Annotated in this window: 21 protein-coding genes; 9 read left to right on the top strand and 12 right to left on the bottom strand. The window is 43.3% G+C overall.

Going from position 1 to position 25,600, the window contains the following annotated elements:
- Window positions 1-2: 2 nt before the first annotated feature.
- From GKR48_RS13940 to GKR48_RS13920, 5 genes are all read right to left on the bottom strand, one after another.
- Complete coding sequence (locus GKR48_RS13940) at window positions 3-1,556, bottom strand: AbgT family transporter (protein WP_154628510.1); 1,554 nt, start codon at window positions 1,554-1,556, stop codon at window positions 3-5.
- A 295-nt stretch (window positions 1,557-1,851) separates the two neighbouring features.
- On the bottom strand, window positions 1,852-2,259 hold the full coding sequence (gene psiE / locus GKR48_RS13935) for a phosphate-starvation-inducible protein PsiE (protein WP_442959385.1): 408 nt from the start codon (window positions 2,257-2,259) through the stop codon (window positions 1,852-1,854).
- Between the two features lie 222 nt (window positions 2,260-2,481).
- On the bottom strand, window positions 2,482-2,892 hold the full coding sequence (locus tag GKR48_RS13930) for a GFA family protein (protein ID WP_154628508.1): 411 nt from the start codon (window positions 2,890-2,892) through the stop codon (window positions 2,482-2,484).
- Between the two features lie 61 nt (window positions 2,893-2,953).
- Window positions 2,954-4,483, bottom strand: a complete 1,530-nt coding sequence (locus GKR48_RS13925; RefSeq protein ID WP_230088682.1) for a DUF3999 family protein — start codon at window positions 4,481-4,483, stop codon at window positions 2,954-2,956.
- A gap of 2 nt (window positions 4,484-4,485) precedes the next feature.
- Window positions 4,486-7,248, bottom strand: coding sequence for a DUF2339 domain-containing protein (locus GKR48_RS13920; protein ID WP_336431170.1), 2,763 nt, complete (start codon window positions 7,246-7,248; stop codon window positions 4,486-4,488).
- A gap of 509 nt (window positions 7,249-7,757) precedes the next feature.
- Here GKR48_RS13920 and GKR48_RS13915 point away from each other — a divergent pair.
- On the top strand, window positions 7,758-8,681 hold the full coding sequence (locus GKR48_RS13915) for an AEC family transporter (RefSeq protein WP_154628506.1): 924 nt from the start codon (window positions 7,758-7,760) through the stop codon (window positions 8,679-8,681).
- Between the two features lie 174 nt (window positions 8,682-8,855).
- Entirely contained in the window at window positions 8,856-9,833 is a 978-nt protein-coding gene (gene glpX, locus GKR48_RS13910; protein WP_336431172.1) for a class II fructose-bisphosphatase, read from the top strand.
- 79 nt (window positions 9,834-9,912) lie between these two features.
- Here glpX and dtpA read toward each other — a convergent pair whose 3' ends face one another.
- Entirely contained in the window at window positions 9,913-11,382 is a 1,470-nt protein-coding gene (gene dtpA, locus GKR48_RS13905) for a dipeptide/tripeptide permease DtpA (RefSeq protein ID WP_336431169.1), read from the bottom strand.
- Window positions 11,383-12,402: 1,020 nt separating this feature from the next.
- Between dtpA and GKR48_RS13900 the strand changes: the two genes are divergently transcribed.
- Entirely contained in the window at window positions 12,403-13,464 is a 1,062-nt protein-coding gene (locus tag GKR48_RS13900; RefSeq protein ID WP_272689572.1) for a tetratricopeptide repeat protein, read from the top strand.
- A 42-nt stretch (window positions 13,465-13,506) separates the two neighbouring features.
- On the opposite strand, the gene GKR48_RS13895 is transcribed toward GKR48_RS13900, so the two are convergent.
- From GKR48_RS13895 to dpiB, 6 genes are all read right to left on the bottom strand, one after another.
- Window positions 13,507-13,989 (bottom strand): glutathione peroxidase, encoded by a 483-nt coding sequence (locus GKR48_RS13895; RefSeq protein ID WP_154628504.1) that lies wholly within the window; start codon window positions 13,987-13,989, stop codon window positions 13,507-13,509.
- Between the two features lie 339 nt (window positions 13,990-14,328).
- Complete coding sequence (locus GKR48_RS13890; RefSeq protein WP_195848256.1) at window positions 14,329-15,333, bottom strand: Rieske 2Fe-2S domain-containing protein; 1,005 nt, start codon at window positions 15,331-15,333, stop codon at window positions 14,329-14,331.
- Window positions 15,330-16,469 carry a hypothetical protein gene (locus tag GKR48_RS13885; RefSeq protein WP_154628502.1) on the bottom strand — a complete coding sequence of 380 codons (1,140 nt, stop codon included), beginning with the start codon at window positions 16,467-16,469 and terminating at the stop codon, window positions 15,330-15,332. The genes GKR48_RS13890 and GKR48_RS13885 overlap by 4 nt, the downstream gene beginning before the upstream one ends.
- A complete protein-coding gene (locus tag GKR48_RS18205; RefSeq protein WP_230088681.1) occupies window positions 16,466-17,638 on the bottom strand; it encodes an ATP-grasp domain-containing protein in 1,173 nt (390 codons plus the stop codon). The genes GKR48_RS13885 and GKR48_RS18205 overlap by 4 nt, the downstream gene beginning before the upstream one ends.
- A gap of 46 nt (window positions 17,639-17,684) precedes the next feature.
- Window positions 17,685-18,365, bottom strand: coding sequence for a two-component response regulator DpiA (gene dpiA, locus GKR48_RS13875; RefSeq protein ID WP_154628501.1), 681 nt, complete (start codon window positions 18,363-18,365; stop codon window positions 17,685-17,687).
- Complete coding sequence (gene dpiB, locus GKR48_RS13870) at window positions 18,358-19,995, bottom strand: sensor histidine kinase DpiB (RefSeq protein WP_154628500.1); 1,638 nt, start codon at window positions 19,993-19,995, stop codon at window positions 18,358-18,360. Before dpiB ends, dpiA begins: the two co-directional genes overlap by 8 nt.
- A 371-nt stretch (window positions 19,996-20,366) precedes the next feature.
- Here dpiB and citC point away from each other — a divergent pair, with 371 nt between their 5' ends.
- From citC to citG, 6 genes are read left to right on the top strand one after another with little or no spacing between them, the layout of a single operon-like run.
- Entirely contained in the window at window positions 20,367-21,419 is a 1,053-nt protein-coding gene (citC, locus tag GKR48_RS13865; protein ID WP_181478437.1) for a [citrate (pro-3S)-lyase] ligase, read from the top strand.
- 18 nt (window positions 21,420-21,437) lie between these two features.
- The gene (gene citD, locus GKR48_RS18200; protein WP_036951301.1) at window positions 21,438-21,734 is read left to right on the top strand and encodes a citrate lyase acyl carrier protein; all 297 of its coding nucleotides are present in this window, start codon (window positions 21,438-21,440) and stop codon (window positions 21,732-21,734) included.
- Window positions 21,734-22,630: a citrate (pro-3S)-lyase subunit beta gene (gene citE, locus GKR48_RS13855; RefSeq protein WP_154628499.1), complete on the top strand. Its 897-nt coding sequence runs from the start codon at window positions 21,734-21,736 to the stop codon at window positions 22,628-22,630. Before citD ends, citE begins: the two co-directional genes overlap by 1 nt.
- 11 nt (window positions 22,631-22,641) lie before the next feature.
- Entirely contained in the window at window positions 22,642-24,168 is a 1,527-nt protein-coding gene (gene citF / locus GKR48_RS13850) for a citrate lyase subunit alpha (RefSeq protein WP_154604125.1), read from the top strand.
- Window positions 24,169-24,171: 3 nt separating this feature from the next.
- Window positions 24,172-24,717, top strand: coding sequence for a citrate lyase holo-[acyl-carrier protein] synthase (gene citX / locus GKR48_RS13845; protein WP_154628498.1), 546 nt, complete (start codon window positions 24,172-24,174; stop codon window positions 24,715-24,717).
- The gene (citG, locus tag GKR48_RS13840) at window positions 24,698-25,591 is read left to right on the top strand and encodes a triphosphoribosyl-dephospho-CoA synthase CitG (RefSeq protein WP_154628497.1); all 894 of its coding nucleotides are present in this window, start codon (window positions 24,698-24,700) and stop codon (window positions 25,589-25,591) included. Before citX ends, citG begins: the two co-directional genes overlap by 20 nt.
- Window positions 25,592-25,600: the final 9 nt, after the last annotated feature.

The raw sequence follows: 25,600 nt of genomic DNA, 5'->3' as shown, positions 1-25,600 counted from the left end.
ACTTATTGTACAGGCTGCCATGTATAACCGCTGTCAAAACCGATTGGAATATCGAATGCCCAGAACAGATACAGTGTTGCTGTTAAGGTAATTAATAAACCGATGGTGAATGGGATCATCATGGAACATAAGGTTCCGATACCTGCATTTTTATAATATTTTTGGCAATACATTAAAATCAGCGGATAGAACGGGAACATTGGTGTACTCACGTTCATCGCAGAGTCACTTACACGGAATGCTGCTTGAGTTAATTCTGGCGAAATTCCGACTGCCATTAACATTGGCACTAAAACTGGTGCCATAATCGCCCATTTTGAGGTCGCTGACGTGATCATGATATTTAACACGGCAGTTAATAAAATCACCCCAAATACCGTCATTCCCGATGGCATATCTAAAGTTCGCAGTAATTCCGCACCCGATAAGGCTAATAATGTCCCTAAGTTAGAGTGTTGGAACGAATACAGGAATTGCGCCGCAAAGAAAGCAAACACAATAAATGGGATCAGTGATTTGGTAATATTTTCCATCGCCTTAACCACATCTTTGGTCGAGGTGAAAGATTTGGTCATATAACCGAACACAATGCCCGGTAGTGCAAAGAAGATGAACAATAATGGCACAACAATCTGCATGATCGGGGCTTTAGGGCTGGTTAAGCTGCCGTCTGGACCACGTAGTGGTGAATTTTCAGGCCATAACAGCGCAAATAACCCTACGCCTAATGCAATCACCATTAACCCAGCAACACGAAATGCGCGATGCTCTTGTGGTGTGATTTTACCTAAATCTTGCTCAGCATCCGTATCAACGTCAGATTTGGTGATTGGCGCGTTTTTATTTAACCACGGCTCAACGATTTTTTCGGTGATAAACCAACAAGTAAAAATAACGCCGAAGGTTCCGCCCAAGCTAAAGAAATAGTTACACAGCACGTTGACACTGTAGCCTGGCGCTAACATTTGCGCGGCATCTTGCGTAAAGCTCTGCATGATTGGGTCAATAATCGATGGCGTATAACTTGCAGTGAATCCACCCGCTAAACCGGCAAATGCCGCTGCAATACCCGCTAAAGGATGGCGACCACTAGCATAGAACATCATTGCCGCGACTGGCATCAAAATAACGTAGGCTGAGTCAGAAGCAACGTGAGAAACGATCCCGACGAACACAACGGTTGGAGTCAACATTTTAGGTGAAATAAAAGAAAGCATTTTTTTCAGCGCTGTATTAATAAAGCCGCTACTTTCTGCAATCCCAATACCTAAGGTGGCAACAATTGTTATTCCGAGAGGAGGGAAATTAATAAAATTTTTAACCGCTGATGTCACAAATAATATGATTTCTTCATACTGAAACATATTAATAACGGAAATTTTTTCTTTAGAAATAGGATGGTGATAACTGAAATCTACAAATGAGAGTAGATAGGATAAAAACCAACATATTACTAGGGCGTAAACAAATAGCATTGTCACATCTGGCATAACGTTACCGATGCGCTCAACACGATTTAAAAAACCCTTTTTCTGAGGTAGTGTTTTAGTTGTCATAGTTGCAAGTTACTTATGTTATTAGAATAGAAACTTCATCACAGTAAATAACCCATTTAGAAAAGTAAAACACTTTCTTACTTTATTTTAACAGAATGAAAAGCAGACAATCATTCTAGTTAATAATGCTTATATTATTAGTTTTATTCTAAATCCAACTACCTGAAATTTTATTTTAGCTTATGTTTACTCTCGCTTTATATTGCTTAAGTCATTTTTTTATTTATTTAAGCTCACGCTAAAAGAAATGATTATTATTCCCTTTAGCGTGATTGATAAATTAATCTAAAGATTATTATTCTCGTTTTAGTTTTTCAGTATTAGCAATAAAAAGAGCAATAACTAAAACTAAAATAGCACCAGCATGCAGCAGCGTAGTCATCGGATCACTGTGGTCAACAATAATGAGGCGAATAATGGCCGTGATACCAATGTAGATAAAATAGCGTAATGGAAAATGATAACCTGACATAAAGTACTTTATAATCAAAGCAATAAACTCAAAATACAGAAAATAAATGACAATTCCTTCTAAAAGCTCATACGCTTTAGCCTCTTGATCCCCTCCAAACATCAACGATGCCATCGTAAATGTTTCTTTTGCCAAGAAGAAAACCAGCACCCCAGCAAGCACAATTAAACCTGCGTTAAGAACCCATTGTAATACCCAAGCGATATTACTCGCATGGCGCATTCCTTTCATATTATTCATTAATCATTCCTCGGGTTACTCTCTCTACGTTTAAAATAGATAATTTACTTTTTCCATTTACCTTAGATTAAGCATAACCTTTCAACATTATGTAAAAAAACAAAATAGAATAACTTAATTATAATTGAAATTTTTGACGCTGACATTACAAATGAATGTTTAGATTACCTTAAGATAAATAGCAGGTAATAATACCTGCTATAAGATTGGCATTTAGGATTTATTGGCGAACAAGTTTAATATATCTTGCTCAGTTAGCATTGGCGTCTTTTCAACAAAATTATAATAGCTAGGCTTACAATCAATATAAATTTGTGTTCCCATTTTAGCATTTTTGCTTTCTTCAAATAGCGGGGCTGAAATGTAATACGTTGACGGCGAATGTAAATGATAAAATAGATGAGTACCACACTGCTTACAGAAAGCCCTTTCAGCCCATTCCGATGAAGCAAAACGGGTAATGAACTCGTTACCTTCAATTTCAGGCTCACCTTCATAGCCGATGGTCATTCCGGGACCGCCATTCCATTTTAGGCACATGCCACAATGGCAAACATGAACGGTATCGATAGGGTGATTGATAGTCAGTTTAACTGACCCACATAAACATTGTCCTTTAGGCATGATCCAGTCCTCTATTGATGCAGCTAGATTCAAAAAAAGGAACCTAAGGTTCCTTTTTTAATTAAAGATCGTCTGAGTTGGATTTATTTGATGACCCAACCTCTTTGAAAAGATACCAGCAGAAATAAAGCAGCGCGAAAATGCCGACAACAAGTAACACCCATAATGCGATAGTCATCCAATCTAAGCCTTCTTCCACGGGCTTATCTTGGGTTCTTTTCTCCACACCACCTAATTCCAATACTTTACCTGTCGTTGTGATTTCAGGGAAATCCTCCATCACGTTTTCAACACTTTCATTCTTACCAATAAGTTGAGTGTAGTTAACATTATCTAAGGTGGCTTGTTTATTTCCCCACACAAGCAAATAAGGCGAAGCTCCTTGTATATTAACAATCAAATTCACGGCATCACGCAACCCATAAATCGTAGGTGGCAACTCATCCCAGCTGCCTTTTAATGCAGTGATTCTGAGTCCTTTAATTTGCTTATCGTGGATCATTAAATTCGGATTACTCGCTTTATCACCATCATTGATTTGGTTGAAAACCATCACATTCGCCAACAATTTCCATTCCTCATCACTATTGGCAATATATTCTATTTTCAGCGGTACCACGCGATTTGATTGTTGTAGCTTAATGCTGATTTCATTCAATGGTTGCGGTGTTGGCAAGCGATAAATCACTTGCTCTCGCGTGATACCATCGTTCGTCACTTCAAAGAGGAAAGATTCCTGACGATGGAAAGAGTTCATCACATACTGCAATCCAGTCACAGACTGAAGAAGTGGAATTTCATGCTCTGGCGCGCTAACTGTTACTAACATCAAGTATGGCGCGACGGGGCCAGTACTTTCCCCTCTTAATAATTCAATGGTATTACTCGCCACAACGCCTGAGTCTAATTTCAGGCTCATGACAGGTTGATTCGACGCTATATTTACCCAGTTTTTCTTATCAGTACTGTAATAAACAAAAACTTTGGCTTGCCAGTCCTGATTATTCTGAGCCCAACCTAAATCTAAAGTTGATAAAACCCCGCTGTCTTTGAGTTGATCACGCGTCAGTAAATAGGCCTGATAATTGGTTTTATCTTTTCGTTGTAAATTCGGCAATTCAATACGGGTTGTTTTACCTGGCTCAGCTTCCACCAGTATATATTGGCTATCAAATTGAGCATCATCGTTAGGGTTCACATTATCTGCACGAGTGACTAAGCGTTGAAAATTAAATTTAACATTGGTCGTCGCAACAGATTTATTGGTATCGAAAAATAACGCCGTTGGAATTTCATTCCCTGTTCCATTGAAAATACGAATATCTTGCAGCGTATCTGGATACGCAGATCCCATATAGGCAGCTGCGGGTAACTCTAACCAGTAGAACGGGCTGCTTCTATCCGGAGTGGTAAGCTCTTCTCCTTGATAAAAATCGTAGGGGCTTGCTTGCTTAGAATCATTAGCACTAAGGTCATTGGCTTTAGAATCGCTAGCATAGCTTCCAAACGATAATAAGCATATTGAGGAAAAGAGAGCACCCCATGCACATAATGTTGTTATGTTTTTCACGGCTATTTTCATGCAGTTCATCTCTATTTATCCTGTACCTCAATGTCCGTTTTATGCTTTGGTGGTAATGGGGAGAAATAACCCACAACCAAGATCAACACCGCCACGGCAATAAAGGAGACCGCACGGGAAATACCATCCTGCCCATACACATCAATAAGAAATAGTTTTGCAATCACACAAGCGAAAATCGCTGCACCACCAAACCACCATGTTCGACTTTTCTTCACGGCCGCAATCACCATGCAGAATAGTGCGGCTATGGCCCAGCTAATGGAAAGAACCGTTTGAACGAGACGCGAATCAAATAAGATATTCTCATTCCAAGGAATATTCGCGAAATCAGCTGTCGTACGAAGAATGATGCCGTTATACCAGAAGATAGCTAATCCAATGATCACCACCATTAAACCTTTCACTACCCCAATTTCAATAGGCGTTATTTTTCTTAGCTTCTCGATAAAACCTTTGCGCATCAATAACAGCGCTGCAATGCTAAACAGTCCCGCTTCATCTAGCGGGTTAACTAATGGGACGTAACTCCAAAACGTGAGTTTGCCATCTTCAAAATTTGACCAATATGAAAGCACCGCCAGCACTGCCATAAGTGGTAATAGACTATACCAATACAACAAGCCTTTACGGCGCATTGGTACAAATTTGTTATGTTGCAACCAGTAGAGAATCAATACCACTAAGGTTATCGACATAATGTAGATGAAGTAACCCAGTTCGTGCATTCCCCACGGAAGGTTAGCCACAAACCAGTTAACTTGCGTCGCACAAAAACCAATAATTAACCATAGGTTGGCAACGTGCATTCCACGTCGAATATACAAGTTTTGGGTACGATAAGCGTGCATCACATACAGAACTGAACTTCCCAAGATCACAGGCCAAATCAGCGAGCCTTCCCCACGCCCCATCGGATTTTCTGCATAAATAAAATCTAATGTTAAGTAATAGTAAGCCACTGCCCATAATGAGAACTGGCATAAAACTAATGGTATCCAATTGATTTTTTGACCACCAAGACGCCAGCACCATGCTGAGATCAGCACCACAGCCAAAATAATTAAGCTTTCCGTTTCACTGTTCCATGACAGCATATCAGTAAATTCAGGCACCCAGGCAAACCAAACTAATAACCCAAGGAGCAAAAATGCATAACTGAGCGCGGTAAAATAGCTCGCATCTTTCTGGCGCACATGAAATAACCCGCCAGCACAGAAACAAGCGGCTATCAGGCTCGGCAGCATGTAAATAACATTATCGCTCCAATAGTAATATGGATAGTCGCTTAATATGATTAAAGCGCTAACCGCAATAAGCAATGACGAGAGCAACGCTAATTTTTTATGCCCTTGATTGAGGGCAAACCACAGCATAGCGAAACCTTGTAATGACCAAACAATCGTCGTCCATCCAAATGACAAGGCAAGCGGTACTGCCAACGTTACGAAGCTAGCCCCAATAATGATATTACCTAGAGCCATATTCTTACCCGCAGCATTAAAGCGTTTATGAAGTCGTAAGCTGGCAATGAGATACAGTAAGCCAATAAGTAGAGAAATAAATGCTGGCAATAATCCGATGCCATCCGAAATAGCAAATTGCAAGGCAATACTCATTAATGGAGGGAAAAATAATAGCGTGTTATCAACAACGAGCTGTTTATTATGTTCGAAACGTAAGGCGAATAACTGAGTTAATGCGTTGAATACAATCAAGTTAGCAATAATAAATAGCTGGCATGATAGATAATAATCATAATGATAATTGTCCATTCCCCATAATATTGCCACGCCATAAGTCATAAACATGCCGACTAGATTTAACGGGCGCCATGCTTGCCAGAAACTGATGACTAAAATCCCTATCGATAACATTAAGTAATAGGAGAATAAAACAATATGGCTACCGCCCCCAGTGGACAGTAATATTGGCGCTAAATAACCCCCTAACGACGCTAAAATTGCTAAGCTAATCGTACGCTGTAATAATGCCAACCCAATACTTGCACAACAGATAATTAGCATCGCCGCAAATGCAAACCCATAGGGGATCATGGTGTATAACTTGAAAGCGGCAAAAACAGTAATGTACAAGCAGCCAATAGCGCCGCCTTGTAATATCAGGCCAAATAACGCTTTCTTCGTGCGTAACCACCAACCTGTACCTAGTAAAACTAAACAACCCGCAGCGCTGAAGACAAGCCTTAGCTCAGGCGAAATAATCTCATTTTGTACGCTGTAATTCAGTAAATAGGCAACACCTAAAAATAATAATAAAATTCCTATCTTCGCCAGCGGATTACCTGTCACTAGCCACGTGAAGAAATGGGCAAAAATGGATTTATCATCTGTTTTATTCTGAGATGATGTCGCCTGACTTGGCTTTGGCTTATCAAAACGATTTGGATTAACGGCTATCGGGTTAACTGCATTAACTTGTTTGTCACTGGACACTGCCGCTGGCTGCGGCATAATTTGAGGTGCTTGGTGTTGAAGATCTTGGATTGCAATTTCAAGTGTATCCACTTGATACTTATGATGTTGGATATCACCTTGATGGGATACTGGATTTTCTTCATCCATGTCAATAGAGTGAACAGGCTGAAGGCCGTTATCACGAGCTATTTCGGCTTCTAACGAGGCAACCTTTTGGTTCAACTGATTAATTTGGTATTGCATTCGACCAGTACGATTAATCGCAATGATAGCTAGCACAGGGGCAACTATCACAAACGCAATTAAAATGAGCCCTAGGAGTATCCATGTATCCACAAATAGGTTTCCTTCTTTAATCCAATGCCAGTAACCCAAGATTAGTTAACAGGATCTTAGAATACACAGTATCAATCGACATTATTCAATAATCGTCCTAGTTTAGAGACGAATAACTAAATTGCCAACAGTGGGTAACAAACTGTTACAAAATAACTCTTTTTAAGAGTATTCACGGATTAATCTATTCTATCATCTTATTATTTAACTATCATAAAATGATAGTACATTTTTAATATTTTTTAGACCAGAAAAACACATTTTCAAATAATTATTTTTCTCACCACTGAATCCCCTATTACTTTATTAATAACTTATTAATTTCAATAATCCATTTTTGATACTTTTTATTTATTAGGAAAAATATGCAGATAATAGGTGTATTTTCGTGTGATTATGTTATTAATTTATAGACAAATTCACCAATAAGTTATTTAATAAATAACGACTGTCTTTTATCGATATATTTAAAAAATATGTATTGTCCTAAATAACGCAAAGGAATACCTATGTTATTACACATAATACTTGAAGCCCTAAGTCCCATCGTACTCGGTCTTGCCGTAGGGTGGTTATCGGGTAAATATGGCTTCGTGAAACGGGAATATTCGCAAGCGTTTGCCGACTTTGTTGTCAAAATCGCCTTACCATTTGCATTATTCCTTGCTGCCGTTCAAGCCCCTCCTTCAGTTTTACTGAATGTGGATTACTTGATAGCACTAGCAGTCGGGTTAATTGCATCCTATGTCATTGGTTTTGTGGTCGGTAAAGTATTTTTCCGTCACAATAAAACCGATGCTGCGATGCAAGCATTGTCTGTTTCATTCCCAGATATGGCGTACTGTGGGCCACCAGTTTTACTGGCAACTGTCGGTTCATCCGGTTTAATTGCCATGGTTCTCGGTAACTTAATCTATACCATCATCATCATTCCATTTACCTTATTAATGATCAGCGGATCAGCGAATGGCAATAGTATTCTGAAGTCTGTTGGTAAAGCCGTCATTCAGCCATTAGTTTTCCTGCCTGTTTTAGGGGCAATTCTGGCAATTTGTGGCGTAAAACTACCTGAAATCCTACAAAACTCAGTCAATGAACTCGGGAAAACAGCAGGTGGTGTGGCCCTCTTCTTCCTCGGTTTATTACTTTCCGGTATTAAACTCACAATCAATAAAGAAATTATCTTTAACGTTTTTGTGAAAAACTTTGTACAGGCGGCGCTTATTCTTGGAACTGGCCTCGCATTAGGGTTACAAAGTGATTTATTAAAAGCGGCATTTATTATCGGTGTGTTACCGACGGCAACGGCGGTACCTGCGTTAGCTATCAGTAATAAAGCCTATACTGAAACCTCTGCGGGAACCGTATTACTCAGTACCATTGCGGCATTGATTTCAATTATTGGCGGGATCACCATCGTCGAAATGCTGTAATGCGTCTTTGATATGTCAACAGGCGGAGTTCGCTCCGCCCTTTCCATCCCTTAACCTTCCGCTTTAACCTCAATAAAACGCCGTTTTATTCGCCAAAAAATTACCAAGTTGATCACAAAAATCGTATCATAGGCGCGATAATTTTTTAGCCCTAGGAATAACACCAAAATGAAAATTAGCGATGAACTCGCATCTGCTATCGCGTCAGTGACGGAAGTTGCCGCCATTGCCGCGTTTGAATGGGTAGGGAAACAAGATAAGAATGCAGCGGATAACGCTGCGGTTGAAGCCATGCGAAATCGACTCAATGAAATTGATTTTCATGGAAAAATCGTAATTGGCGAAGGAGAAATTGACGAAGCGCCAATGCTGTATATTGGTGAGCAAGTCGGCAAGCAATCTAGTGAACATCATTTAGATATCGCGGTCGACCCCATTGATGGCACCCGAATGGTGGCATGTAATGAGCACAATGCCATTGCCGTTTTAGCGGCCGCACCAACAGGAACATTGCTGCAAGCCCCCGATATGTATATGGAAAAAATGGTCGTCGGCGCAGCAGCAAAAGATGCCGTTCACCTAAAAAATCCATTAGAGAAAAACCTCGAGTTTCTCTCTGCGGCATTGGATAAGCCAATTTCCATGCTTAACATTGCCATTCTCGATAAACCTCGCCACCAGCATATTATTAAAACCATCCGTAACTTTGGCGCCAACGTCATCACCATTCCTGACGGCGATGTTCTTGCATCACTGCTAACAATCTTACCAGAGCACCCTATTGATATGATGTATGGTATCGGTGGTGCGCCAGAAGGCATCATTAGTGCAGCCATTGCCCGCGCATTAGGTGGAGACATGCAAGCGCGCCTTGTTCCTCGTAATAAGGCCAAAGAAGACACCGAACAAAATAAACTGTTAGCGGCGCAAGAAGCGATTCGTTGCCAGCAGATGGGTATCGAAATTGGAGAGATTTTAACATTGGATATGATGGTGAATACGTCCGATGTAATTTTCTCGGCAACTGCTATCACCCCAACAGTACTGATGAATGGTATCTCGAATGATCTGCATAGCCGCAGCGCGAGCACCATTTTAGTCAACGGCCATAACCGCTCCATGAAGTTAATTAGTAATCGGTATTTTAAATAGCGGATGCTTTGAATAATCATGCATTAAAAAAGGGCGATATTTTTATCGCCCTTTTCAATTTTATCACTGACAGAACAAATTAATGCTGTTCTTGCGTCATACGGTTTAATAACGGCGCGGTAAATACCATCACAATAGCAATTGCACCCGTTACCAGACCAATCTTCATAAAGACATCACTGTAGACAGCCAGTGATTCAACTTTGCTGGTGATTTCGCCTTGAGGTGCAGCCGCCATAGAAGCAACATAACCCGCGATAAATGCCGCAGCAGAGTTAGTTAAGAACCATGCGCCCATGATAAAGCCCATCAGACGTTGTGGAACTAACTGTGCCACCATCGCCAGACCCAGACCTGAAATCATCAGCTCACCGATACTTTGGAAACCGTAGCAGATAACTAACCATTGAACAGAAACAATACCCGCTTCGTTCGCGAATTTTGCTCCTAATGGCAGCACTAAGAACGCCGCAGAACACAGTAACATCCCGATAGCGAATTTATGTGGCATCGGTAAGTTATCGCCCATTTTGTTATAGATTGCCGCCAAAATTGGGCTACCAATCATGATCCATAATGGGTTTAAGGCTTGATACTGAGCAGGCTCAATCGCGAAACCGAAAACTTCATGCTCCACGTTATGCAGTGCGAAGAAGTTCAGTGAGGTTGGCATTTGGCTATACAGTACGAAGAAAACAATCGCTTCGAGCATCAGGATCAACGCGACTGCCATACGGCGACGAGCAATACCTTTGAGTGCCATCATCTCTTTGATAAAGATAACTAAAATACCCAGAGAGATCACCGCCAGTGCCGCACGCGCAATGCCTAAGTTGTGCAGTAACCAGTTTGAAATCGCAATGAGTGCAACCACACCGACGATAGTCATCAGTAATTTGGAGATAACAACAGGCGCGAAGTCAGGTTTTGAACCGTGATCTGCGACCCATTTTTTGCACATGTAGAAGTTAATTAAGGTGATGATCAGGCCCACTACGCTGAGGGAGAATGCAACATCCCAGCCGTAATGTTTCGCTAACCATGGCGTTGCCAGCATTGAGAAGAATGAACCAATGTTAACGGCCATATAGTACATAGTGAATGCACCGTCCAAACGTGGGTCATTTTTGTCATAACAGGTAGATAATAATGATGATGGGTTCGCTTTAAACAGACCATTACCTACCGCGATGGTAGCAAGTCCGAGGTAAACCATCGACACATCATGCCCAGAGTACGCAACGAACGCATAACCGACAATCAGCACTACCGTACCAAGGACAATCGCACGCTTAGTCCCTAAAACTTTATCCCCTAACCAACCACCGATGGCAACGAAGCCATAAACCAGTGCAGAGAATGCCGCGAATAACGTAATAGATTCCGCTTCCGACATGCCAAGCACTTGGCTGAGATAGATTGGGAGGATCCCCTGAAGACCGTAGTAACCAAAACGTTCCCAGAGTTCGATAGAAAAGATGAGATAGAATGAACGAGGTTGCTTAAACGCGTTAAGACTGACTTCCTCTTTGTTATTTGTTGTGGACACAAGTTACCTCTAATACAACCTGTACGTATGCAAAAAAAACCACGGGACGCTGTCTGCACCCTCGCATTGTTATGGTCTCAAGAATTCAAGCTTTAGAAGATTCACTTTTGGTAGGAGGAGTATCAATCCCTGACCTCAAAACAAACAAAACTGTGTGTAAATATTGTTTATGAATCGCGAACATAAAATTCAATGAGTTAAAGCATATTTGATTATTTATTCAGCATTACAGCGAATATATGCCAAGCCAAACAGAATAATCAGTTAAGCAATATATGCTATTTATGCACCAAAACTAATAAATTAGCCAGCATTAATTACCATACTTATAGATGCATGTCGTGATTAACTTCAATTTTTTAAAAAATCATGAAATTATTATCGCCCATTAAATAATCACTTGTTCACTATATGTTAAGCATATTGTTCTATCTTTAATCATTTTACTCGCAGAGTAACACCCTATAAACACCACAAACATACCGCGCAGCACCCTGAGGATATTTCGTCTTGGTGGTAATAAAAACTGAATAGAAAATGAATTTAGATAGGTGATTATTTATTGACGTCACTACTGCTTGTTTATTTATCGAACAAAATAACGGAGTGAGATAAAAATAAAGGGGTATTTGTAGGAAGAGTCGTATTTTATGCAAAAAAAAGCCCAGCGACTAAAACTGGGCATAATGCATTCTATTAAGGATCGTACTACTAATTCAAACTACACGACATAGATGCATTATTGCATTACTTCATGTAAAGAAATGAATGTTGAGGGTAAATATATGAATGTTTACACAAGCAAACAGTGATATATATGTAATTAAGACCCTTGATAGCCTCAAAAGGTTCATCTTTTTTTTAATTATTTTTAATCTTTTTTATAACATCATGATTTATAATCATTTAATGTATAAAAATAATTTTAAGAATAGCAAGAATGGCAATTGCGTCGCTGGCTGCAACCCGTTAACCTACCCTTTAGGAATAAATGGCTAAAATTCATCCCAAGGAAGCTCAGTGAAACAGTTTACTCTCCCCCTCATCATCCTTTGCTCATTATTCATTAATTTGAGTCATGCAAAAACGGTGGCTCCTGTTGCACCCTCTTCAGTCGTGGATGAAAAAACGCTCACACAATTAGCCGATAGCGGGCAAGCGGAAGCTCAGTTTAATTTAGCCATGTTTTATCAGTCTCATGGTCAGCTCGATAAAGCGGTGTACTGGTATAAACTATCCGCTAGCCAACATTTTACCAAAGCACAAATCAACCTAGCGTTGATGTACCAGCAAGGGGCTGGCATTGGTAAAAATCCCAAAGAGATGCTGCATTGGATGGAAGCGGCAGCCAATGCTGGTGACCCTATTGGCCAAATGAATATGGCAGAATATACCTTAGAGGGCATCCCAAACCTATTGGAGAAAAATCCACAACAAGCATTAAGCTGGCTAGAAAAAGCCGCAGCACAACAGTTGCCCGCAGCGCAGCTAACTTTAGCTTATTGGTATGAAAAAGGTGTCGTCGGAGATGAAGACCCTCAAAAAGCCAATCAAATCTACCTCGCTCTAGCTGAAAAAAATCAGCCGCAAGCGCTCTATTTATTAGGTTATCAAGCAGCAACGGGAATGTATGACAAAATCAATTACACCGCGGCGTTTCAGTATTTTACGCGCTCTGCGGAGTTAGGATTTTCCCCCGCACAAAATAGCCTCGGTATGCTCTACTTGGCAGGTCAAGGCACCAAACGCGATACCGTTTCCGCCATTAAGTGGCTCACCCTCGCCGCTCAGCAAGGGGAAGTTTCCGCCCAGTTTAATTTAGCGTTAATTTACGCACGAGGTGATGGTATCACTGCCGACCAAGCTAAAGCTTGCCAGTGGTTTATCAAGGCCGCCAACCAGCGCAGCCGTGATGCTCAGTATGCCAGCGGAGCGTGTTATCAGTATGGAATGGGCGTACCGCAAGATGATGCGAAAGCCTTATATTGGTATCGACTTGCAGCTAAACAAGGCGACGAGCGCGCCCAGAAGAAAGTGATGATTATGGAAAATGAGTTGCAGAATGCAGGGAAAGGGAAATAGCCCTAAGATTATCTGCATGAAATAACTCAAAGTACCGAGCGCTTAAATTTCCAGTGCCGCAACAATCTCCGCTTCCATTTTTTCAGGGGTCGTGAACGGTGCAAAGCGCTTAATTGGCTTACCATCACGTCCAATCAGGAATTTAGTGAAGTTCCACATAACTCGACCGCCCAGCAGCCCCGGTAGCTCACTCTTCAGATAACGAAATACTGGGTGCGCTGCGCTTCCATTGACGTCTATTTTCTCGAACATCGGAAAACTCACACCGTAATTAATGTAACAGGTCTGCCCAATTTCCTCTGCACCGCCGGGTTCCTGTTTCCCAAATTGATTGCAGGGGAAACCCAGCACGACCAAACCCTGATCTGTATATTTTTTGTAGAGTGCTTCAAGACCTTCATATTGCGGTGTAAAGCCACAATGGCTGGCTGTATTTACAACTAAAACTACCTTACCCGCGTAGTCCGCCATAGACATGCGCTGCCCGCCAAGGCTTGTTGCTGTCAGTTGATAAAAAGTGGTCATCGTAACGTCCTCAAAGATAAAACATTATGAAATAAGTGAATACGCGATGGATTCTATTTCTTTAATATTTCCAAATGCCCTCATTCTCAACGCAAGATTCCACTTGCTCAATGTGTGTGCGTTACTCACCAACTGCTCTCGAGCCTGAACGCCTTTACTATCAAGACGACCACTATCATTCAACCATTTGGCCACTTCTGACCAATCCCAAAGTGGTGACTGGCCACTAATACGCTGGATAGGACAAGGGAAATCCCCTTTGCCACGAGAGCCGTCTTTAAGTAAAGCAATGGCTTGGCGAGTTAAACCGGAAAGCTGGGCAATATTCCTCGCAGCGACTTAAAGCCGAAAATAGAACTCCTTCTCCTCAAACATCAGTGGCTCACCATCTGCAAGTAATTGGCGAATACTAGGACCGAGTAGATCTTGCTCGCCATCCAGCGGTGTCGGTAAGGCTCCTTGAAAACGCACTTTATTGGCACTGACTTTCTCCAATATTTGGCGGTCTTGACGGAGGATCACGCGGAATAACTTGCTTAAGACATAACGTTTGATGACTGCCGGAAGCTTGCCGCGTCGAGTGGCAATCCGTGCAAACAAGCGTAACTGGTCATTTCCACAAGGGACTAGCCAAGCGCTAACCAGCAGATTGAGCTCGTCACTGCGGTCGCGGTACTCAATTTCTGCCAGACACGGCAGACGAAAGCGCCCCATACTGATTCCACGCTCACGCTCAAACAGTCGTGAAATACACCCTGACTGTTTACCCTCTTCGCTGTACACCGCTTCGACGCCATCTGTCAGTGGATGAACTCGGGCACTAATTTGTTGCCGTTGCCTATCGTGACGGATCCAGCCAGAGTGAACAAAATGCGTGTGAAAACCGTCGAGAAAATTCTCTGCGGCATCTTGCAGCGAGCACTGCACGTCATCCGTGATCCAAAATGTATCGACTCTCTGCAAACTATCGGAGGGCGCAGCTGGTGGGATCTGCGGGCGCTCAGTGCTAAGGCTAACCCAAACTAGCCCGTGAGCTTCACAACAAGGAAAACTCTCGAGCAACGGCTTACTTCCCGCCGCAAGGTCGGTACCGGGCACTCGGGTACATCGCCCGTCGGCGGAAAACCGCCAGCCATGATAAGGACATTCAATCTGCCCATCACATACTTTACCCGCGCTCAATGGTGCAAAGCGGTGCGGACAACGATCGGGTAGCGCAGCAGCACGCCCGTCACTGTCGCGAAATAACACCAGCGGCGTGTCATGTAACTGGCACGCCACAGGTTGGTTTCGCAACGTGTCACTGATAACCACAGGCCACCATTGATGTTCAAACGACTTCACAGTTTTAGCTTCCTCATCATCGGTACACCAATACCATGTAACAGAAAACTCAGCACCTTCCATACAAGGCGTCGTCCCCAAGATAAATGGGCGATGTAGACCAAGCTGTATTCGATCTGCGGTTTACCGCCTCGTAAGCGTTTGAATTCAGCCGCACCAGAGCTAAAATTCAGCACCTGACGACGCTCAGCCGCTTCTTGCAGGCACAGACGGGTCAATTGTCGATACAATCCAAGCCTTTGGGGCAACGCGGTGTCATAGCCCACTATTGGCGTACTGATCACAGTGGAAAATGAAAACCAACCCAACGCGCCGTCAATACGCCCTTCTGCATTACGTAAAGCGCGAATTTCTAGCCACCCCTCACGTTGTCCCCGCTGCATCCATTGCGCACTATAATGGGGATTCAACGTACAATATTTATCCAAATAAAGCAGGTTATAAAGATGCTCTATTCTTTTGAAATCGTCATCACTCAATTCGTTACCGAGTACGACGGCATACCGGCTGCGTCGTAATAAAGTGGCATCCAGCCGAGTATTATGGTGTTTGAGAAACGGCGCTTGCTCCCCTGCTCGACCATCAAATAAATAGACTTGCCGGCTAGGAATACTCAGGTAACCATGGCTTTGCAGGCATTGGCGTAACTTACGATTACTAAAATCATTGAGCGAACGAAAGCCAATGCCATGCTCAGGAAAGTTTTGTTTCAGCAGCGCAGTAATCGCTGGCAATTCAGTGACATCCCAATCATTAGGATAAAGATTGGTCGATAGCAACCAGTTGTTTACCTGCACCAATTTGTTGATCTTTCCCACATTTAGCAGGCACTCAACGGCTTGAGTCAGCAGCTTCAACGGCCAAGTCAGATAGGGGCGTCCGAGGCGCTTGATTTCTTCACGGGCGTAACCACTGTAGGCTGTTTGAGGAGATACCACATAGCAGTTGTCGTCAGGTTCGTTGCCGTCCGTGATACTGACCGGAAATTGCTGCGTTCCCGTATCGAGCAACGCCATTTTCGTGCTCACATTGCCAATCAAACACTCACTGGTACAAGCGCGGACATAGCGCCGAGCCAAGCTGTCATTCGGGCTGGCGCTCTCACTCATAATTTGATCTTCGAACAATAATTTCATGGTGTACGCTCGTCTAGCGGCTGGCCGTTCCATTCGATATCTGCCGTGGACGCCGTTAATAACCCACAGCGTCGAGATGCCGCCCGAGCAACGATTTCCGTGAGACTCCCGACTTGTGCTATTAACGGCCACCAGTCACCTTTTTGCACGATAACATCGCGAGCGACAGTATAATCACGCCAGAACGTCGGGCTCAGAGCACGTCGTGGCGCAGCAAATAACAACATCGCCAATGCGATCATTCGAGGCTCTAATGTTGGCTCAAGAACCTGCTTAAGTGAATGACTCAAGCTATTCACTAATAACTGTCGTTGATTGTCGAACAAATGCACACCGCTGGTCGCCCTCGGGTTGCATTCCAGCACATGGAAACAACCATTTTTATCTTCGATAAAGTCGAACCCTACTTGCCCGTTATAACCTGTCTCTCGTCCAAAATGCTCAAGAAATTGGCGTACAGATTCCGGTGTACTTGGCTGGAAATAGATCCCAGAACCGCGACCCACTCGGTAGTGCGGGTGATAACAGCTGTGGGCGCGCAACTCACCGTCAACTAAAACACTAAAACTGCAAAATTCCTGCCCTTCGATAAATCGCTGTGCAACCCAAGGCTCGCTTTGAGTGGGCTGCACGTTATTTAGTTGTTGGGCTGGCGGGCGGATCAAAGTTTGTGAGGCAAAGCGTGAATACGCGGGTTTGAACACCCAATTTGCAGCATCATCCGCGAATGCGAGCAATGCTTGATTATCGGTCAGTAAATGGGTTTCAGGGGCAGCGACAGGCCAGCCATTCGTCATGGCTGCAAAATCCCCTTTATGATGCAAACGATGCAGCATTGGGAAATCACTGGTTAATATCCGACACAACGGCTGCAATCGTTCAAGGCCATAAGCCAAGTAAAATACTTCTTCGCAAGTGGGCAGTAGCAGGTCGATATGTTGATTTTCGATCGCCGTCGCAAGGGCTTCAACCCAAGCAGTCGGGTTCTGTCGAGGTTCCGGCAGGCGGACATAATGTTGCACGGAGCAACTAAAGCGGCTCAGCGGCTGACTGAGCGAATCACCGACACTGACAGTCCATCCTGCCTCATTAAACGCTCGCGCCCATTCGAGACAGGCCGGCGCACGAGCGCCAAGGATCAGTACGTTCATAACAACCTTTTGGGACATTGGCGCAAACATCTTCACGCAGACTTCAATCGTCTACCTTCAGCAACTAATGACTACCCCGATATATCCGCTGGGGGCGCCCGACTTTGCCATATTCAATTTCTGCTTCAATCTTACGTTGGGCTAAACAATACTCTAAATAACGGCGGGCAGTAGTGCGGCTTAATTTTATCGTTTCTGCAATCGTCTCTGCCGTATATTCCGCATCGGGTACCGCAAATAACGCGAGCACTTTATCAAGCGTAATGGCATCAATTCCCGTCGGTAGCTCTTCCTTACTCTCACCGCGGGCATAAGTATTAAACATATCATCAATCTGACTTTGATTGGTTTTATTGGCGCCCTGCAAAACCGCTTTACGCTGAATATAGCGATCTAGCGTTTGCCCTAAACGCTCATACGCTATCGGCTTAACCAAATAATCAAATACACCGAGGCGAATAGCCTCAGAGACTGTCTCCATATCACTGGCGGCGGTGGTAAACACAATATCCGCACCATTGCGTTCCTGAAGCAGTTCATGAACTAAATCAATCCCTTTCCCGTCAGGTAAATAGTTATCCAACAAAATCAAGTCAGGCTTCATGTACTCAATCATTTTTCTTGCTTCTGCAAGATTGCCCGCAAGCCAGACTTTGTCACAAGCAGGATAAGCTTTAATGTACTCCGCGTGCATCTCCGCAAGGAGCAGTTCATCTTCGACAATGAGGATTTTTATCTTAGCCATTTTGCGTCTTCACTTTCGGTATAAAAATAGAGAATACAGTACCATACGGTTGATTATCTTCAATGATCACCGCCCCATTACATCGATTAACATAGGAAGCCACCAAAAATAGCCCTATCCCATGTCCATCGACAGCATCCGTTTTTGTTGTTGTTCCGCGTTCAAACCATTTATCTTGCAGCTCAAGGGGAAAACCACATCCTTGATCAGCAACTTCAATCACAATCTCATTATTTTCATCTGAGATATACAATTCTACCTGTTTATTACCCGCTTCGTTCTTTAAGCTGGCTTCGAAGGCATTATCTAATAAATTTCCTAATACAGCACAGAGTTCCGTGCTATTTAATGAGTTAGGTAATTCACGGAGTTGGCAACCTGGCACAAAAATAAGCTGCAGCCCCAGTTCTCGCGCACGGTGATATTTACCAAATAACAATCCGGCCACTTGTTTATCTGCAAATTGTTCTCGCAGGGAATCTATTAATTGCTGCCGAGATTCCGACTCCCCCTTAATTAGCGCTAAGGCTTGGTCGTACTCTTTCATTTGCAGCAGGCCGCTTAATGTAGAAATCCAATTTAAGTGTTCGTGGCGCAATGTACGCAAATTATCCACATATTGGCGAACTTGAGAAAGCTGCGCATTTAAGGATTCAATATCATTTTGGCTACGGAAGCTGATCACCGCGCCCCCCAGCAACTCACCATCCATAATAGCAACTCGGCTAGCTATCACATTCAACCCATTGAATTCGCAAACTATATCATGATGATTTTTCGCAATTTCTTTCGTGAAAAAGCCTGCAGGAGAAACATAGTCAGAAATCGGTTTACCGATTAACTGTTTTGCCGACTCACTCAGCGCTAACATTTTTCTGGCATTATGGTTGATATTGATAATTTTCCCATAACGGTCAACGGCAATAATGCCTTCAAACACCGCATCAAAAATCCCCTTTTGCACCAACACTAATTGGGTTATTTCTTCGGGTTCCATGCCGAGCATTTGCCGCTGAATTAATCGGGCGAATGCCCAAGAGAGAAATAACAAAATCACCAACACCCCTAAAAATGTTGCGGACGTTTGTACAAATACCTCCGCTAATGAGGTATCTATTTTGGTAGTGAGATAACCGATGGAAACAACGCCAATGACTTTACCGTTCTCATCAAAGATAGGCGTTTTTGCACGTACCGCATTCCCCATGGAGCCTTCGCCTTTAATAAAATAGCTTTCGCCATTTTCTAGCGCCCCCGGTTTATTCCATTGCATTGGGTAGCCAATCTTTTCACTATTCGGATGATATAAACGAACGGAATGTTCATCGCCAATAACGACATAGTCATAGCTGGAATCTTGATTGAGCTTATCGGCAATAACTTTTAGCTTAGGAATATCTTTATCTTTTACAGAACTGACGATGCCATCCAATGAAGCGATCATTTTTGCTTGGCTCATTGCGAGCACGCGAATGTTCGCCATCATGCGGTTTTCTGTGGTATCCGTAAAATATTTACCTAACCCAAACGTCAATAACACGGAAGCCAGTAACAATAGAAGAAAGACTCTTCCAGAGAATGAAAAAATATTCCCTTTTTTAAATGGGATCTGTGAAAACTCTGTTTTCATCTCGTCTCTCTATAACTCGCTAAAAAGTAAAATTATTGTTACACGTCAAAATACCAATAACGAAGATAAAAGATAACGTAGTCCGCTTAGTAATGCACATAATATTAATTAAAAACATTAAAACCACTGAGTAAAATTCATAACTCTCAATTAAAAACATTAAAACCATTAAACAAATACAAACTCATTTTAGAAACATGAAATAGGTCAAATATATTATATGCAGGGTATTTAATATGAATATTGAAAAGGATAATTAAATAAAAATTGAGAACTTAGGTAATTAACGGTAAGCCAAAAATATTTATTTAATTAACTTTAACATTAGCAACATTTTTAATACATCTCTAAATGAGATGCAGGATACCATTATGTTCGACAACATAACGTTTAACCAAGTAAAACGTCATGAGAACAGAAAACTCAATGATATCACTCAGTTTTTAAAAGAGAATGATTTAGACATTGATGCCAGCGTTGACGTCTTTATTACGATCACACGTAACGAAAAGTTAATTGCCTGTGGTGGTCTCGCGAAGAATGTCATTAAATGCGTTGCTATTAGCGATGAAGTTCGTGGTGAAGGTTTAGCTTTAAAATTAGCGACTGAATTGGTGAACCTCGCTTATGAAAATAATACCACTCACCTATTTATCTATACCAAATACCAAAATGAAGAGTTATTTCATCAATGTGGGTTTCATACCATTGCCACTGTGCCCAATGTGATGGTTTTAATGGAGAATAGCTGCTGTTATTTAAATCGCTATATTAAAAGTTTAAAAGCCCAATATAAAGCGGGGAAAAAAATTGGTGCTATCGTGATGAATGCTAACCCATTCACATTAGGGCATCGTTATTTAATTGAACAAGCTTCAAAGAACTGTGATTGGCTACATTTATTTGTTGTCAAAGAAGATACTTCCCGTTTTCCGTATAAAGTTCGCCTGAAATTAATTGAAGAAGGCACAAAAGGAATTAATAATCTCACTATCCATAAAGGTTCGGAATACATTATTTCACGAGCAACCTTCCCTTGTTATTTTATTAAAGACATTACTGTCGCCAACAACTGTTATACAGAAATCGATATTAAGATTTTTCGCCAATATATTGCTCCGGCATTGGGAATTACCCATCGTTTCGTCGGCTCAGAGCCATTTTGCCAAGTCACTAACCAATATAACCAAGACATGCGCTACTGGCTGGAAACCGATGAAATGCCATTCCCACCCATTGAACTGGTCGAATTCCCGCGGACAGTGATCGACGGCACGGCGGTTTCCGCCTCGCAAGTTCGAAAACTGCTCGCTAAAAAAGATCTTGCGGCGATCAAGCCGATTGTGCCTCCTGCCACGTATCATTATTTACAAGAGATGCTAGCAGCGCAGACACCGTCGCCTACCCCCGCACTACAAGCTTGAATTAGTTATAGGTGAAATATGAAGATACTACACGCAGCGGTTGCCGGCACACTCGAATCCAGTGATGTCATGGTACGAATCGAGCCTCTTGAAGACACTCTCGAGGTCTCATTGCAGATCACCAGCAGTGTTGAAAAACAATTTGGTGATGCCATCAATGCCATCGTGCTTGAAATGATTGAAAAATACGATATTCAAGGCGCTGAAATTGTGGTGGATGACAAAGGTGCATTGGAGTGCGTACTACGTGCTCGCCTCGAAGCCTTACTGGCTCGCGCCTGTGATCTCGATGCTCTGCCATGGGAGGATAAATAATGACACCGGAAAGAAAAAGCCGCACTCGCAGAAGTATGCTGTTCGTCCCAGGCTCCAACGCCGCGATGCTCAGTAACTCCTTTATTTATAAAGCAGATGCCCTGATGTTTGACCTCGAAGACTCTGTCACCATTCGAGAAAAAGACACGGCGCGTCGTCTGGTGTATCACACACTGCAACACCCGTTATATCAAGATATTGAAACCATCGTACGCGTTAACGCCCTCGACTCCGCTTATGGGGTTGCTGACCTCGAAGCCGTCGTTCGTGGTGGTGCCGACATTGTGCGCTTACCAAAAACCGATACCGCACAAGATATTATTGATATTGAAAACGAAATTCTACGCATTGAAAAAAGCTGTGGGCGTGAAGAAGGTAGCACCGGGTTACTCGCGGCTATCGAATCCCCGATGGGGATCACCCAAGTCGTCAATATTGCTCACGCTTCTCCAAGATTAATAGGCATCGCATTAGGTGCCGAGGACTATGTCCGCAATTTGCGCACCGAGCGGTCTCCAGAAGGCGTTGAACTCCTCTATGCTCGGTGCGCCATTTTACAAGCTGCGCGTTCTGCCGGTATTCAAGCCTTTGATACCGTCTATTCTGACGCCAACAATGAAGAAGGCTTCCTCAAAGAAGCCGCTCTCATTAAGCAGCTTGGTTTTGATGGCAAATCATTAATTAACCCAAGACAAATTGAGTTACTGCATAACTTGTATGCCCCAACCCAAAAAGAAGTCGACCATGCACAGCGTGTCGTGGACGCCGCTGATGCCGCAGAGCGAGAAGGCAAAGGCGTCGTTTCCCTCAACGGTAAAATGGTAGACAGCCCTGTAATTGAAAGAGCCCGCTTAGTGTTATCACGCGCGGCATTATCAGGCATTCGGGAAGAGTGAGGCAGAATATTATGACAACCAATACATTGCGTCAGGCTCGCGTATCAGCCTACTTAGCACCTAAAGACGATGCATTACTGCGTGAATTCAAAGACATCGGTAAAGTTCAACAGCAAGTTCAAAAACCACGCAACCGCAAACTGTGTGATGACCTGCAAGTGGCTATCCGCCGTTCAGGATTAAAAGATGGCATGACCATCTCTTTCCACCACGCTTTCCGTGGCGGTGACTTAACCATCAACATGGTGATGCAAGTGATTGCCGAAATGGGCTTTCGCAACCTCACCTTAGCATCCAGCTCACTCAGCGCTTGCCACTCGCCACTGGTTGAACATATTCGCCACGGCGTCGTCACTAAGATTTACACCTCTGGCTTACGCGGTCCATTAGCCGAAGCCATTTCTCGTGGCGAATTAGCAGAACCTGTACAAGTTCACTCCCATGGTGGACGCGCCAACCTCGTTCATAGCGGCGAATTAAAAATCGACGTGGCATTTATCGGCGTTCCGTCTTGCGACGAATACGGCAATGCGAACGGATACACGGGTAACGCGAGCTGCGGTTCACTCGGTTATGCCAAAATCGATGCGGAAAATGCCAAAAAAGTGGTCATGTTGACCGAAGAATTTCTGCCTTACCCACATAACCCATCGAGCATTAAGCAAGATGAAGTGGACTACATTGTCAAAGTCAAACGTGTCGGGGATGCCGACAAAATTGGTGCTGATGCCACTCGCATGACCTCCAATCCGCGTGAGTTATTGATAGCGCGTACCGCCGCTGATGTGATTGAAAAATCAGGATTCTTCAAAGAAGGTTTTTCACTGCAAACCGGTACTGGCGGGGCTTCACTGGCGGTTACTCGCTTCCTCGAAGATAAAATGCGCCGTCATCATATTCATGCAGGCTTCGCGTTAGGCGGGATCACCTCCACCATCGTAGACCTTCATGAAAAAGGCTTAATTAAGAAGTTACTCGATGTGCAAAGCTTTGACCGTGCAGCGGCAGAATCGCTCGCACGTAATCCAAATCACATTGAAATCAGTGCCAACCAATATGCTTGCTTTGATTCTAAAGGCGCCTCGGTGGATATGCTCGATGTGGTGGTGCTCAGTGCCTTAGAGATTGATACTCGCTTTAATGTCAATGTGTTAACCGGCTCCGATGGGGTTATTCGTGGCGCATCCGGTGGGCATAGTGACACGGCGGTGGCGGCAAAACTGTCTATCATCGTCGCACCATTAGTGCGCGGTCGCATCCCAACGTTGGTGGACGATGTACTGACTTGCGTTACACCGGGTTCTAGCGTCGATATTTTGGTGACTGACCATGGTATTGCTGTTAACCCAGCACGCCCTGAGCTGAAGCAACAACTGGAAAGCCAAGGCATCAAAACCGTTTCTATTCAATGGTTACGTGAACGCGCCCAATTATTAACGGGCACACCAAACCCTATCGAGTTTACCGATAAAGTAGTGGCGGTGGTGCGTTATCGTGACGGTTCTGTGATTGATGTTGTCCATCAAGTGAAGGAGTAGAACATGTTTTACCCACTGCCTGATACCCAAGAGCAATTTGACATTTCCTTACCTGACTTGCTGGCGAGCCGTGATGCCCGTCAGGCTCGTCAGCAAGAGTGGATTGGTCTCCATCAGGTAACCTTGATTTCATTTACTGTCGTTTTTCCGGGACCGGTTAAAGACAATCAACTGGTCAGAGACATTTTTAATCAAGGCTTAAATGCGCTTAAGCAAGTTGCTTCATGCAGGCAGTGGGTACTTTTATCACAACAATCATTCCCTTTCGCTACCGGACCGGAATGTTTAGTCGCCGTCAATGCCGATGCCTTTGAGGTCAAAAAAGCCTTAATGGAAGCGGAAGAATTATCCCCCGTCGGCCGACTTTGGGACTTTGATGTTTTTGATGCAAATGGTGTTTTATATTCTCGCAGCCAATTCAATTTACCGACTAGGCGCTGCTTGATTTGTGACAATGAAGCCAAGGTGTGCGCGCGCCAACGCAGCCATTCCCTTGAAGACATTTTGCGTCGTATTGAGGAGTTAGCCTATGCTCCAGCAAAAAATTAGCCAGCAACGTACGCTAAATGATGACGTGGTAAATCACTATAGCCAACTGGCTTGGCAAGCGATGCTTTCTGAAGTCAACTTAACCCCTAAACCAGGCTTGGTGGATAAATGCAACACTGGTGCCCATAAAGATATGGCACTGACCGATTTTCATTTAAGTGCCAATGCGATTGCAAAATTCTTTCCGCTATTTTTGCATGCAGGTTATGAACATTATCAATTACCGATTAACCAGCTACTTCGCCAAATTCGCGGTATCGGTATCGATTGTGAAAAAGCGATGTTTCGCGCCACCCAAGGCGTAAACACCCACAAAGGCTCAATTTTTTCATTAGGTTTAGTGCTCACTGCGGTGGGGCGTTTATTCGGGTTACAGCAACGAGTTACGCCCAGCGCAATTAGCCAAGTCGTTTCTGGCATGTGCCAAGGATTAACCGCTGAGCTGCAACAGACTGCGGAGCACCCAACAGCAGGGCAGCGTTTATTCCAACAATATGGATTCACTGGCGCCCGAGGGGAAGCAGAACAAGGTTATCAATTGGTGATAGCCCATTCACTGCCCCATTATTTGAAACAACTGGCAGAGGGTAAACAGGCTGATATCGCCCTACTCGATACGCTGATTTTGCTGATGAGCCTCAATGACGATACCAACATCGCCAATCGCGGTGGCATAGCGGGGCTTCAGTGGGTAAAACAACAAGCAAGCAACCTATTGCAGCAAGGGATCCAAGACGAGCAGGATTTTAGCAAAGTCCAACAATTTGACTTGCAGTGTATTGAAAAGAATTTAAGCCCCGGAGGCAGTGCAGATTTATTAATTCTAACGTGGTTTTTTGCGCGATTACCTACGAGTGCTTATTTAGCTTCATAAATAAAAACA

Source organism: Providencia sp. wls1943, assembly GCF_009706275.1.
In the GTDB taxonomy this organism is placed as follows: domain Bacteria; phylum Pseudomonadota; class Gammaproteobacteria; order Enterobacterales; family Enterobacteriaceae; genus Providencia; species Providencia zhijiangensis.
Note: the sequence above shows the minus strand (reverse complement) of the source record. Positions and strands in the feature narration are given on the sequence as shown.